Origin of the sequence: Polaromonas sp. UC242_47, from assembly GCF_044452385.1 — a bacterium.
Classification (GTDB): Bacteria; Pseudomonadota; Gammaproteobacteria; order Burkholderiales; family Burkholderiaceae_C; genus Polaromonas.
Genome location: NZ_JBIOAO010000001.1, coordinates 2,252,986 through 2,266,830 on the forward strand (window position 1 = coordinate 2,252,986; position 13,845 = coordinate 2,266,830).

Below are 13,845 nucleotides of genomic sequence, written 5' to 3' on the forward strand. Positions count from 1 at the left end.
AGCCCTTTTGTTTTAGGGCCGTCCATGGGCCCCGGCTCGGCTTCGAATGGGGGAAGACCCACATGATGACCTCCACCCAGGACCATCGCAGAGGCAGTCTTTTTGACGTCGCTGCAGCCCCTTTTTTCGTCAGAGTGAAAAATAGTTCATTTCAAGGGCCTGAAATTCCGCATTGCAAAATTGCATTGCATAAAATGCAGAATGGGTCTGACCCCTAAAGCAAAATCAGACGGCATCCGACTATTGCTACCGGCCTGTGACACAGACGGTGGCCTTCCCGTATCAATTTCTGGAGATAAGCGATGAGTACCGAGCAACCCACCATCATCTACACGCTGACCGACGAGGCCCCGCTGCTGGCGACCTGCGCCTTTTTGCCCATTGTCCGCACGTTTACTGCGCCCGCAGGTATCCATGTCGAGACCAGCGATATTTCGGTGGCGGGCCGCATTCTGGGCGAATTTCCCGAATACCTGACCGAAGCCCAACGGGTGCCCAACAACCTGGCCGAGCTGGGCCGTCTGACCTTGTTGCCGGACACCAACATCATCAAGCTCCCCAACATCAGCGCTTCGGTGCACCAGCTGGTCAGCGCGATCAAGGAACTGCAGGGCAAGGGTTATGCCGTGCCTGACCTCCCGGAAGATCCCAAGACCGACGAGGAAAAAGCCATTCGCCAGCGTTATTCCAAGTGTCTGGGCAGCGCCGTGAATCCGGTGCTGCGTGAAGGCAACTCGGATCGCCGCGCACCGGCCGCTGTGAAGAATTACGCCCGCAAGAATCCACACAGCATGGGCGAGTGGAGCATGGCCTCGCGCTCGCATGTGGCTCATATGAAACACGGCGACTTCTATCACGGCGAAAAGTCCCTGACGCTGGATAAGGCGCGTGATGTGAAGATGGAGCTGATCACCAAAAACGGCCAGTCCGTCGTGCTCAAAGCCAAGGTTTCTCTGCTGGCCGGCGAAATCATCGACAGCATGTTCATGAGCAAGAAGGCCTTGTGCGACTTCTACGAAGAGCAATTCGAAGATGCACGCAAGACGGGTGTGATGTTGTCCCTGCACGTCAAGGCCACGATGATGAAGGTCTCGCACCCCATCGTGTTCGGCCACGCCGTCCGTATCTTCTACAAGGAAGCCTTCGCCAAACACGGCAAGCTGTTCGACGAACTGGGTGTGAACGTCAACAACGGCATGGTGAACCTGTACGATAAGATCGCCACGCTGCCGACGTCCAAAAAAGAAGAAATCATCCGTGATCTGCACGCCTGCCATGAGCACCGTCCTTCGCTGGCCATGGTCGATTCGGCCAAAGGCATCTCCAACCTGCACGCGCCCAACGACGTGATCGTCGATGCGTCGATGCCGGCCATGATCCGCATAGGCGGCAAGATGTGGGACGCCAACGGCAAGCCGCAGGACACCAAGGCGGTCATCCCGGAGTCCACCTTTGCGCGTATCTACCAGGAAGTCATCAACTTCTGCAAGACCAACGGCAACTTTGACCCCGTGACCATGGGCACGGTGCCCAACGTGGGCCTGATGGCGCAGCAGGCCGAGGAATACGGCTCGCATGACAAGACCTTCGAGGTGACGGAAGGCGGCGTGGCCAACATCGTCGACCTCGCCACCGGCGAAGTGCTGCTGTCGCAGAACGTGGAAGCCGGCGACATCTGGCGCATGTGCCAGGTCAAGGATGCGGCGATCCGCGACTGGGTCAAGCTGGCGGTCACGCGCGCCCGCAACTCCGGCATGCCGGCCGTGTTCTGGCTGGACCCCTACCGTCCGCACGAAGCCGAGATGATCAAGAAGGTGGAAACCTACTTGAAAGACCACGACACCCAAGGCCTGGATATCCAGATCATGTCGCAGGTACGGGCCATGCGTTACACGCTGGAGCGCGTCATCCGCGGCCAGGACACCATCTCGGTGACAGGCAATATCCTGCGCGACTACCTGACCGACTTGTTCCCCATCATGGAACTGGGCACCAGCGCCAAGATGTTGTCCATCGTGCCCCTGATGGCCGGTGGCGGCATGTACGAAACCGGTGCTGGCGGCTCCGCCCCCAAACATGTCCAGCAACTGGTCGAAGAAAACCACCTGCGCTGGGACTCACTGGGCGAGTTCCTGGCGCTGGCCGTGTCGCTGGAAGATATGGGCATCAAAACCGGCAACGCCAAGGCCAAGGTTGTTGCCAAGACGCTGGACGAAGCGACAGGCAAGCTGCTGGATAACAACAAGAACCCGTCGCCCAAGACCGGTCAGTTGGATAACCGCGGTAGCCAGTTCTACCTGGCCATGTACTGGGCACAGGCCTTGGCTGCGCAGACCGACATTCCGGAGCTGGCCGCCCAGTTCGCGCCCTTGGCGCAGCAACTGACGGCCAACGAGCAGACCATCGTGGCGGAACTGCAGGCTGTGCAGGGCAAGGCCGTGGACATCGGCGGTTATTACCAGCCTGACCTGGCCAAGCTGGACGCGGTGATGCGTCCAAGCAAGACCTTGAACGCGGCACTGGCGTCCTTCAAGGCCTAAGTCAGCGAAGCGAGCTCCAGGCAGGTACTTGACAGGCGATCCGGGCGGAAGTCCGGATCGCCTTTATTTTTTCCAGAAGGCTGGCGGTTCAGATTTTGGGCCTTGCCAGGCCCCACACCAATTTAGTTGCGGACTTCAAAGGGCTGGCCGCCCAGCTTGCTGCCAGCCTTGATGCCGCGCTTGGCAAACCAGCCCTTGTTCATCTCCAGCACATAACGCACAGGTTGGGCTGAGCAATGCGGATTGGTGGTCTGGGGCTTCATGTCGGCCAGGTTGACGATGGTGCCGTCGTTGGCCACAAAGGCGGCGGTCAGCGGAAGCAGGGTGTTTTTCATCCAGAAACACTGGTCGGCCGGCTGCTCGAAGACGAACAACATGCCTTCGTGCTGCGGCATTTCCCGGCGGAACATCAGGCCGGTGGCGCGTTGCTCGGGTGTCTGGGCGACTTGGGCATCGATCAGGTGCATGCCAGCGGATATCTTGACCCGCGGCAGGTTCATCTGTGGCGCGTCTTGCGCAAGCGCGCAGGTGGCGCTCAGTGCAAGACAGAAAGACAGCGCGGCGGCCATGACGCGCCGGCGCGGCTGGCTAGGATCGTAAGTGGAGGGCATGAGGTCACCGAAAATTGGGCAGATCACCAGCATAAACGACGGCCATGAAAAATGCCCGCTGAAAGCGGGCATTTTGCGAAAAGCGCCGGAAATTACTTGGCGGCTTCAGTTTTCTTGGCGGCCTTGGCTTCTTTGGCAGCCTTGGCTTTTGCTGCTTTCTCTTCCTTGGCAGCTTTGGCCTTGGCGGCCTTTTCTTCTTTGGCAGCCTTGGCTTTGGCCTTTTTCTCTTCTTTGGCGGCCTTGGCTGCGGCGGCTTTGTCAGCCTTGGCGTCAACTTTGGCGGCTGGGGCAGCAGCCGGTGCAGCAACGGCTGCTGGGGCAGCGGGTGCGGCGGCAGGAGCGGCTGCTTGTGCAAAAGCACCAGCGGCGAAGAGACCAGCGATCAGGGCAGCGAGGACTTTGTTCATGAGAGTTTCCTGTAAGTGACGTTGTGTGAAACGACCCCGAACTTTTCGGGGACCCTTTCGTAACGAGGCCGGTTTGGAAACGGTTGACACACGGGCTGATAAAAGTTTCAAACTTTGCTTTGGGACTAAAATTTGTGGGTTATCACCTAAACCGCGCCTCGTAGTTGTCATTGCGATTTCAAGCGCTTTACCGGAGACTTTTCTACATGTACAAGCACATCAAGGTGCCTGCCCAGGGGCAGAAAATCACCGTCAACGCCGACAACTCATTGAATGTCCCTGACGAGCCGATCATTCCCTTTATCGAAGGCGATGGCACAGGCGCGGACATCACGCCTGTCATGCTCAAGGTGGTTGACGCGGCGGTGGCCAAGGCTTATGACGGCAAGAAAAAGATCCACTGGATGGAGGTTTATGCCGGTGAAAAATCGACCAAGGTCTACGGCCCCGACGTCTGGTTGCCTGAAGAAACCCTGCAGGCCGTACGCGACTATGTCGTATCGATCAAAGGCCCGCTGACGACTCCGGTTGGCGGCGGTATCCGCAGCCTGAACGTGGCGATGCGCCAGGAGCTGGACCTTTACGTCTGCCTGCGCCCCATCCAGTACTTCAAGGGCGTTCCGTCCCCTCTGAAAGAGCCTGAAAAGACCAATATGGTCATCTTCCGCGAGAACTCGGAAGACATTTACGCCGGCATCGAATTCGAATCCGGCAGCGACAAGGCCAAAAAACTGATCAAGTTCCTGCAGGATGAAATGGGCGTCAAGAAAATCCGTTTCCCGAATACCTCCGGTATCGGCGTCAAGCCGGTCTCCAGCGAAGGCACGGAGCGCCTGGTGCGCAAGGCGATCCAGTACGCCATCGACAACAACAAGCCCAGCGTGACCATTGTGCACAAGGGCAACATCATGAAGTTCACCGAAGGGGGCTTCCGTGACTGGGCTTACGCCCTGGCGCAAAAAGAATTTGGTGCCGAGCTGATCGACGGCGGCCCGTGGTGCAGGCTCAAAAACCCGAAAACGGGCAAGGACATCATCATCAAGGACAGCATCGCCGATGCTTTCCTGCAGCAAATCCTGCTGCGCCCGGCCGAATACTCCGTGGTGGCGACCTTGAACCTCAATGGCGACTACATCTCCGACGCGCTGGCGGCCCAGGTGGGCGGTATCGGGATTGCGCCTGGCGCCAATCTGTCCGACACCGTCGCCTGCTTCGAAGCCACCCACGGCACGGCGCCCAAGTACGCCGGCAAGGACTACGTGAACCCCGGTTCCGAAATCCTGTCGGCCGAAATGATGTTGCGCCACATGGGCTGGACGGCTGCGGCCGACCTGATCATCCGCGCCATGGAGCAATCCATTGCGTCCAAGAAAGTCACCTATGACTTTGCCCGTCTCATGGAAGGCGCCACCCAGGTCAGTTGTTCCGGCTTCGGCCAGGTCATGATTGACCATATGTAAGTTTGCCGTCTGCGCCGGCAAGCAATGGGCTTGCCGACCGTCAGGCCGAAAATGACTGCAAAACCGCCCCAGGCCCAGGCCGGGGCGGTTTTTTCATGAGCCGCAGCACAAAGCCCCGGGCGTGCGCTTGAATGTCGCGTTACTGCCACCAATTTCCCTGTCAGTCGCATTGAACAACTTCGATGGCTAGAATGAATTCCATGGCAACCCAACCTCCCAAATCTCCCGCACCGCCCAAGGCGCCGGTCGTCAAACCGGACGACGCCAACGGTGGGGATTCGGTCGTGCTTGAGCGACGCCCGCTCAAGACCAAACCACCGCAGATGTACCAGGTGGTGCTGCTCAATGACGATTACACGCCTATGGAGTTTGTCGTTGAGGTGATTCAGGAGTTTTTCGGCAAAGACCGCGAAACAGCGACACAAATCATGCTGAAAATCCACCTGGACGGCAAAGGGGTGTGCGGCGTGTTTTCCAAGGATGTGGCGTCCACCAAGGTCGACCAGGTCACGGAAGCTGCACGAAAAAATGGCCATCCGCTGCAGTGTGTGTGCGAGCCCATTGAATAATGGCAAAAACGGCCCATATCGACATGAAGAGTTATCAAATCACGCCCTCAGATACCCAAGCAGCAAGCCGAAAGGAAAAGCAATGATTGCCCAGGAATTAGAAGTCAGCTTGCATATGGCCTTTGTAGAGGCCAGGCAGCAACGCCACGAGTTCATCACCGTGGAACACCTGCTGCTCGCTTTGCTGGACAACCCGAGCGCCGCCGAAGTGTTGCGCGCCTGTTCTGCCAATATCGATGACCTGCGCAAGTCGCTGGCCAACTTCATCAAGGACAACACGCCGCAAGTGGCCGGCAGCGACGATGTCGACACGCAGCCCACGTTGGGCTTCCAGCGTGTGATCCAGCGCGCCATCATGCATGTGCAGTCCACCGGCAATGGCAAGAAGGAAGTCACCGGCGCCAATGTGCTGGTCGCCATTTTTGGCGAAAAAGACTCGCATGCCGTGTATTACCTGCACCAGCAGGGCGTGACACGCCTGGACGTGGTGAACTTCATCGCCCACGGCATCAAAAAGAGCGATCCGCCGGAACCGACCAAGGCCGGTGAAGGCGCGTCCGAGAACGAAGAGGGCGGCGAGAAGAACGAAAAAGCCTCGCCGCTGGAGCAATACACCCAAAACCTGAACCAGCTCGCCAAGGAAGGCAAGATTGATCCGCTGATCGGCCGCCAGTACGAGGTCGAGCGTGTGATCCAGATTTTGTGCCGCCGCCGCAAAAACAACCCGCTGCTGGTCGGTGAAGCCGGCGTGGGCAAAACCGCGATTGCCGAGGGCCTGGCCTGGCGCATCACGCAAAAAGACGTTCCGGACATCCTGGCCGAAGCGCAGGTGTATTCACTCGACATGGGCGCCTTGCTGGCCGGTACCAAATACCGGGGTGATTTTGAGCAGCGCCTCAAAGGCGTACTCAAGTCGCTGAAAGACAAGCCTAACGGCATTTTGTTCATCGACGAGATCCACACCCTGATCGGCGCCGGAGCCGCCTCGGGCGGCACGCTGGACGCGTCCAACCTGCTCAAGCCCGCGCTCAGCTCAGGCCAGCTCAAATGTATCGGTGCCACCACCTTCACCGAGTACCGCGGCATCTTCGAGAAAGATGCGGCCCTGTCGCGCCGTTTCCAGAAGGTCGACGTGGTTGAGCCGACGGTGCAGGAAACCGTTGAAATTCTCAAGGGCTTGAAGTCGCGCTTTGAAGAGCACCACAGCGTCAAATACGCCGTGGCGGCCTTGCAGGCGGCGGCTGAACTCAGCGCCAAATACATCAATGACCGCCATTTGCCCGACAAGGCGATTGATGTGATCGACGAAGCCGGCGCGGCCCAGCGTATCCTGCCGGCCAACAAGCGCAAGAAAACCATCACCAAGACCGAGGTCGAGGAGATTGTGGCCAAGATCGCGCGTATCCCGCCCGCCAACGTGTCGAACGACGACCGCGGCAAGCTGAAAACGCTGGAACGCGACCTGAAAAGTGTGGTGTTTGGCCAGGACAAGGCCCTCGACGTGCTGGCATCGGCCGTCAAAATGGCGCGCTCCGGCCTGGGCAAGGACGACAAGCCGATTGGCTCCTTCCTCTTCTCCGGCCCCACGGGTGTCGGCAAGACGGAAGCGGCCAAACAGCTGGCCTACATCATGGGCATCGAGCTGATCCGCTTCGACATGTCGGAGTACATGGAGCGCCACGCCGTGAGCCGCCTGATCGGTGCGCCCCCGGGCTATGTCGGTTTTGACCAGGGTGGTTTGTTGACCGAAGCCATCACCAAGAAGCCGCACGCCGTGCTGCTGCTGGATGAAATCGAAAAAGCCCACCCGGACATCTTCAATGTCCTGCTGCAGGTCATGGACCACGGCACTTTGACGGACAACAACGGGCGCAAGGCCGATTTCCGCAACGTGATCATTGTCATGACGACCAATGCCGGCGCCGAGACCATGAACAAGGCTGTGATGGGTTTCACCCAGGTCCGCGAAGCGGGCGACGAGATGGCGGACATCAAACGCCTGTTCACGCCCGAGTTCCGCAACCGCCTCGACGCGGTGGTGAGTTTCAAGGCGCTGGACGAAACCGTCATCCTGCGTGTGGTCGACAAGTTCCTGCTGCAGCTCGAAACGCAACTGGCCGAGAAGAAGGTGGACGTCACCTTCACCGACACCTTGCGCAAATACCTGGGCAAGAAGGGTTTCGATCCACTGATGGGCGCGCGGCCTATGCAACGCCTGATCCAGGACACCATTCGCCGGGCACTGGCCGACGAGTTGCTGTTTGGTCGCCTGATCGACGGTGGCCGCCTGACGGTGGCCATGAAGATCAGCACCGACGAAAAAGGTGTGGAAACCGGTGAAGTGGTGCTCGACATCCAGCCGCTGCCAAAAAAAGAAGGCAAGGCCAAGCCGGAGGCTGAAGAAGCTGCCACGGGTTAAACCCAGGCCTTTCGCGTTGCCAAGGCGACGCGTCAGCATCCCCAAGCCGGTAGCGCATCGCTACCGGCTTTTTTCATGGGCGCAGCCTTGCTCTACACTTTGCCGCATTCCTATGCTGCATGAACCATCCCCTCCTTTGATCGTCTCGCCATGGTGATGCCTCAGCTCGACGCGGAATGGATCACCGGCCTGTCGCTGGCATGGAGCGCCTACATCGCCGTGCTCTCCGTATGGATCGTGCTGCAAAAACGCGCACCGGTGTCCACCCTGGGCTGGATCTTGTCCATGGCCTTGCTGCCTTATGCCGGCTTTTTGATTTATTATTTTTTAGGCCCGCAGCGCCTGAAAAAGCAGCGGCTCAAACGCCTGCGGCACCGGGCCAGTGTTTATGCCGGCAACGACATGGCGCTGCTCGCCAGGAGTTCCAACACCGCACCGGTCGCGCTGCAACAACTGGCGGCCCTGGGCATGGCGGCCTCGCGCCTGCCGGTGTCCAGCGCCATGGCGGTGCAGTTTTTGTCGGGCGGCGCAGCCACCTTTGACGCCATTTTTGCGGCGGTCCGCGAGGCGCGCGACCACGTGCACCTGGAGTACTACATCTTCGAGCCTGACCACATCGGCACGGCGCTGCGTGACCTGCTCATCACCAAAGCCGGGCAGGGCGTGACCGTGCGTTTGCTGATCGACGCACTCGGCTCCAAGGGCACAGGCCGGCGTTTTCTGGCGCCGCTGCTGGCCGCTGGTGCCGAGGTCGCGCTGTTTCATGACACACGTATAGGCCGGCGGCTGCGCCCGGTGCTGAACTACCGCACCCACCGCAAAATCGTGGTCTGTGACGGCCAGGTGGGTTTCACCGGTGGCGTCAACATCACCGACGAGGAGGACGTGCGCCAGCGACCGGACGCTTACCACGACGTGCACCTGCGTTTTGAGGGGGCGGCCGTGCGCTGGCTCCAGACGGTGTTTATCGAGGACTGGCGTTATGCCGGTGGGGTGTTGCCGGTCACCGAGGATGCGGTCCTGCAGCGCCTCTTGCCTCAGTCGCCGCCGGGCCCGATCGCCATGCAGATTGTCACCAGCGGGCCCGACAGCGCGGTCGAAGCGATCCACCGCTTCCAGGTCGATGCCATCACCGCCTCGACCCAACGCGCCTGGCTGACCACGCCTTATTTTGTGCCCAGCGAGGCCGCCATGATGGCGCTGACCAGCGCCGCCTTGCGTGGGGTCGATGTGCAGGTGCTGGTGCCCAGGCGCAGCGACAGCCGCGTGGTCAGCGCGGCGGCGCGTTCGTATTTTGACGAGCTGATTGCCGCCGGCGTCAAGGTGTGGGAGTACCGCGAGCGCATGTTGCACTCCAAGACCCTGCTGATTGACCAGAACTGCGCCATGATAGGCACGGCCAATTTCGACAACCGCAGCTTTCGCCTGAACTTTGAAGTCATGGCCGTGGTTTATGGCCAGTCGCTGGCGGAGCCGCTGGCCAAACAATTCGAGGCCGATTTGCGGCGCTCCGGGCGGGTCCTCGGCCGTCGCCACCAGCCTTTTCTTCAGCGCCTGGGCGACGCCACGGCCCGTCTTTTTTCCCCTTTGCTTTGAGGTTTAGCCATGCCTGCTGCCTTGCCCCACCATACTTTCCTCTGGCACGACTACGAAACCTTCGGCCTTAGCCCGCGGCGTGACCGGCCCGCCCAGTTTGCCGGCATCCGCACCGATGCCGAGCTGAACGAGGTCGGCGAGCCGCTGATGATTTATTGCCAGCCCGCCAGGGACTATTTGCCCGACCCGGCTTCCTGCCTGATCACCGGCATCACGCCGCAGCTGTGTCTGGAGCGCGGTCTGCCCGAGCATGACTTTGCCGCGCAGATCGAACAGCTGCTGGCCCAGCCCGGCACCATAGGTGTGGGTTACAACACCATTCGTTTCGACGACGAGGTGACGCGTTTCATGTTCTGGCGCAACCTGATCGATCCCTATGCGCGCGAGTGGCAAAACGACTGCGGCCGCTGGGACCTGTTGGATGTGGTGCGTATGGCGTATGCGCTGCGACCGGAAGGCATCGTTTGGCCAACCAAAGAAGACGGCAAGCCCAGCTTCAAGCTCGAAGACCTGGCGCGGGCCAACGGCCTGCTGCATGAAGCGGCGCACGACGCGTTGTCCGACGTGCGCGCCACGATTGCGCTGGCGCGGCTGATTCGCACGGCGCAGCCCAAGCTGTTTGAGTTTTGCCTGAGTTTGCACAAAAAAGACCGCGTGGCGACCGAGCTGGGCCTGCCTGCGAGTCTGCAAACGGCGCGGCCGTTTTTGCATGTGTCGGGCATGTTCCCGGCCGAGCGTGGTTGCCTGGCCGTGATGTTTCCGTTGGCGACCCACCCCAGCAACAAGAACGAAATCCTGGCCTGGGACCTGGCCCACGACCCCAGTGAGTTGCCGCTGCTGGATGTGGCCACCTTGCGCCAGCGCCTGTTCACCAAGTCGGCCGACTTGCCCGAGGGTATCAACCGCCTGCCCATCAAGTCCGTGCACCTGAACAAGTCGCCCATGGTGGTGCGCCAGTTGCAAACCCTGACGCCGCAGATGGCTGCCAAATGGGGGATCGATATGGCCGCCGCCATGGCGAATGCCGAAAAAGCCGCCAGCCTGCCCGACATGAGCGCCTTATGGCCCGAGGTGTTCCAGCGTCCCCAGGAAGCGTTGCCGGATGTGGACGAAGACCTGTACGGTGGCTTCATCGGCAATGCCGACCGCCGCCGGCTCAACCAGTTGCGCGCCTTGCCCGCCGCCGAGATGGCGCACAGCCGCACCGGCTTTGACGACGACCGGCTGGAAGAGCTGCTGTTTCGTTACCGCGCACGCAACTTTCCCGACACCCTCACGCCCGACGAGGCCGAGCGCTGGGAGCTACATCGCGCCGCGCGCCTGCTCGACGGCGAGGGCGGGGCGCGCAATGTGGATGCCTACCTAGCCGAGATCGACACCTTGCAGGAAGATGCCGACGAACGTGGCGAGGCGATTCTGGGCACCCTGTATGACTATGCAGAGATGATCGCTCCTGAGCTGCCTTAGAACTTTATCGGTACTTCGCCCCCGTTATTTGCAGGTTTTTCGCTGGAGAAAGCTGGCACCTTTCATTCCGGCTTTGCTTCCAGTGCAAAATAGCACCTAAATAAGTAGCCTCCTACTTATAAGCATGCTTATTTATTTGGACTATGCCGTACTCCTCTGATTTAGGTCAACAAGTCATCATTGCGGCCGGCCTGCTGGCACGCAGTTACCGGCGCCAGGCGGACCTGGCGCTGAAAAGTTGCGGGCTGTCCGAGGTGATGGCCTGGCCGGTGCTGGTGGTCGGGCGGCGGGACGGCCTGCGCCAGATTGAGCTGGCGGAATTGCTGGGCATCGAAGGGCCATCGCTGGTGCGCAACCTGGACCGCGTGGAGGCGGCCGGTTTTATTGAACGGCGCGCTGATCCAAGCGACAGGCGCGCCAAGACGCTGCACCTGACGCAGGCGGGTCGCGCCTTGAGCCTTCGCATCGAGAGTGTGCTTACCGATTTGTCGCTGCGATCCTTCGACGGTATTCCCGCCGCGGATCTGCACACCTGTCTGGCGGTTTTCGGCCAGGTCGATGCGGCACTGGCACGCGGCGTGCAAGGAATAAGGACGTGATGCGCCCGTCGCGGCGGCATCTGGCGCTGGTATTGGCAGCCGTCTTCGCCGAAGGCGTCATGGCGCAGTCCGCAGAGCCGGACGACACCATTCCCAGCCTCAAGCCGCAGATTGTCACCAGCACACGCAGCGAAGCGCCACCTTTCGAGGTGCCCGCTTCCATCGACGTGGTGGCGGGCGACGATATGCGCCAGGGGCAATTGCAGGTCAACCTGTCGGAAAGCCTGGGGGGCATTCCCGGGCTGCTGGTGCAGAACCGGCAGAACTACGCACAGGACTTGCAGCTGTCCGTGCGCGGTTTCGGCGCGCGTTCGACCTTCGGGATTCGTGGTGTGCGCCTGTATGTCGACGGCATTCCCGCCACCATGCCTGACGGCCAGGGTCAAAGCTCGAACATCGACATCGCCTCGGCCGACCGGGTGGAAGTGTTGCGTGGGCCGTTTTCGGCGCTGTACGGCAATTCCTCCGGCGGCGTGGTCCAGGTTTTCAGCGAGGAGGGCGAAGGCCCGCCCACCGTCAGCACCAGTGTCGCCATTGGCAGCAACGGCCTGCATCGTTATGGCCTCAAGGCCAGCGGCGCCACGGCGAGCGGTATCGACTATGTGCTCAGCACCAGCCGCTTTAACACCGATGGCTGGCGCGAGCACAGCGAAACCCGCAAGAACCTGACGAACGCGCGTTTGGGCATCAAGCTCTCGGACGACAGCTCGCTGACCCTGGCGCTCAACAGCGTCAGCCTGAACGCGCAGGACCCGCTGGGCCTGACGGCGGCGCAACTGGCCAGCAACCCGCGCGGCGCCGCGCTCGCTCAGCAATACAACACCCGCAAGACCGTGGACCAGACGCAGGGTGGTCTGGTCTACGAGCGCCGCATTGACGCAGACAACCAGCTGCGGCTGATGCTGTATTCCGGCACGCGTGACACGCTGCAGTTCCAGGCCATTCCTCCTGTAGCCCAGGCCAGTGCCACCCATGCCGGTGGTGTGATCTCGCTGGCCCGCGCGTACGGCGGCCTGGATGCGCGCTGGACCTCGCGCCTGTTGTTTGCAGGGCGGCCGCTGACCCTGGTGGGTGGGCTGAACTACGACACGCTGACCGAACAGCGTCAGGGCTTTCAGAACTTCACTGGTACCGTGGCCTCGCCGCAACTCGGCGTGCTGGGCGCCTTGCGCCGCGATGAAACCAACCGGGTGGCAAACCTGGATCCCTACCTGCAGGCCAACTGGCGGATGGCCGAACGCTGGACCGTAGAGGCCGGCTTGCGCTACAGCACGGTGCGTTTTACCTCGGCTGACTACTACATCGTCGGTGCCAACGGCGACGACAGCGGGGCGGCCAACTACAAAAAAGCCCTGCCGATGGCGGCACTGCGTTATGAGGCCAATCCGGCGCTCAACCTGTACGCCACCCTGGGGCGAGGTTTCGAGACGCCGACCTTCAATGAGTTGTCTTACCGCAACGGTGGCCAGACTGGCCTCAATTTCACGCTGCAGCCCTCGGTGAACACCAGCGTCGAGGTGGGCGCCAAACAACGCGTGGCGGGCGGCCTGTTGACAGCGGCACTGTTCCAGACACGCACCGACAACGAGATCGTCACCGACACCAACAGCGGCGGCCGGGCTACCTTCAGGAACGCCGGACACACACAACGCAACGGGCTGGAGCTGGGCTGGAACGGCAGTGTGGCGCGCCACTGGCGTGTACAAGCGGCCTACACCTGGCTGGACGCGACTTACCAGGACGGCTTTTGTAGCTCGCCCTGCACAACGGCCAGCGCTGTCGCTGCCGGCAATCGTATTCCCGGCATCGCACGTCAGGTGGCCCAAGCCTCACTGGACTGGGCACCGCCCATGGGCTGGCGCGCCGGCGTGCAGGCCCGTTATGTGGGGGCCATCCCGGTCAACGACCTCAATTCCGAATCGGCGGCCAGCGCCACCCTGCTGTCCCTGCATGCCGGCTATTTGCTTAGGCTGCAGCGTTGGGAGATCAGCAGCTTCGCACGTGTCGACAACGTGCTCAATCGCCACTATGCCGGCTCGGTGATCGTCAACGAAGGCAATGGCCGTTATTACGAAAGCGCGCCGGGTCGCAACTGGGCTATGGGTCTCACCGCCGCCTACCGTTTTTAAGCAGCTGCACCCCTGTTCACGCTGCCATTCGGCGGTTGGAGATGAGCA

The 13,845-nt window shown here is 60.9% G+C and carries 10 protein-coding genes; 8 read left to right on the plus strand and 2 right to left on the minus strand.

The window, feature by feature from the left end:
- Positions 1–302 precede the first annotated feature (302 nt).
- Positions 303–2,540: an NADP-dependent isocitrate dehydrogenase gene (locus ACHMXK_RS11065; protein ID WP_397440273.1), complete on the plus strand. Its 2,238-nt coding sequence runs from the start codon at positions 303–305 to the stop codon at positions 2,538–2,540.
- A 122-nt stretch (positions 2,541–2,662) separates the two neighbouring features.
- On the opposite strand, the gene ACHMXK_RS11070 is transcribed toward ACHMXK_RS11065, so the two are convergent.
- Positions 2,663–3,109, minus strand: a complete 447-nt coding sequence (locus ACHMXK_RS11070; RefSeq protein WP_397442501.1) for a DUF192 domain-containing protein — start codon at positions 3,107–3,109, stop codon at positions 2,663–2,665.
- A 134-nt stretch (positions 3,110–3,243) separates the two neighbouring features.
- Positions 3,244–3,729, minus strand: coding sequence for a hypothetical protein (locus ACHMXK_RS11075; protein WP_397440275.1), 486 nt, complete (start codon positions 3,727–3,729; stop codon positions 3,244–3,246).
- Positions 3,730–3,764: 35 nt separating this feature from the next.
- On the opposite strand from ACHMXK_RS11075, the gene icd reads away from it, so the two are divergent.
- The 7 genes from icd to ACHMXK_RS11110 all read left to right on the plus strand — a co-directional run bounded on the left by icd (position 3,765) and on the right by ACHMXK_RS11110 (position 13,797).
- Positions 3,765–5,018, plus strand: a complete 1,254-nt coding sequence (gene icd, locus ACHMXK_RS11080; RefSeq protein ID WP_397440277.1) for an NADP-dependent isocitrate dehydrogenase — start codon at positions 3,765–3,767, stop codon at positions 5,016–5,018.
- Positions 5,019–5,218: 200 nt separating this feature from the next.
- Entirely contained in the window at positions 5,219–5,587 is a 369-nt protein-coding gene (gene clpS, locus ACHMXK_RS11085) for an ATP-dependent Clp protease adapter ClpS (protein ID WP_397440279.1), read from the plus strand.
- 82 nt (positions 5,588–5,669) lie between these two features.
- Positions 5,670–8,006 carry an ATP-dependent Clp protease ATP-binding subunit ClpA gene (gene clpA, locus ACHMXK_RS11090; protein WP_397440281.1) on the plus strand — a complete coding sequence of 779 codons (2,337 nt, stop codon included), beginning with the start codon at positions 5,670–5,672 and terminating at the stop codon, positions 8,004–8,006.
- Between the two features lie 150 nt (positions 8,007–8,156).
- Positions 8,157–9,602, plus strand: coding sequence for a cardiolipin synthase (gene cls / locus ACHMXK_RS11095; protein WP_397440282.1), 1,446 nt, complete (start codon positions 8,157–8,159; stop codon positions 9,600–9,602).
- A gap of 9 nt (positions 9,603–9,611) precedes the next feature.
- Positions 9,612–11,069 carry an exodeoxyribonuclease I gene (sbcB, locus tag ACHMXK_RS11100; protein ID WP_397440284.1) on the plus strand — a complete coding sequence of 486 codons (1,458 nt, stop codon included), beginning with the start codon at positions 9,612–9,614 and terminating at the stop codon, positions 11,067–11,069.
- A 143-nt stretch (positions 11,070–11,212) separates the two neighbouring features.
- The gene (locus ACHMXK_RS11105; protein ID WP_397440286.1) at positions 11,213–11,668 is read left to right on the plus strand and encodes a MarR family winged helix-turn-helix transcriptional regulator; all 456 of its coding nucleotides are present in this window, start codon (positions 11,213–11,215) and stop codon (positions 11,666–11,668) included.
- A 59-nt stretch (positions 11,669–11,727) separates the two neighbouring features.
- Positions 11,728–13,797: a TonB-dependent receptor family protein gene (locus tag ACHMXK_RS11110; protein ID WP_397442502.1), complete on the plus strand. Its 2,070-nt coding sequence runs from the start codon at positions 11,728–11,730 to the stop codon at positions 13,795–13,797.
- Positions 13,798–13,845 lie beyond the last annotated feature (48 nt).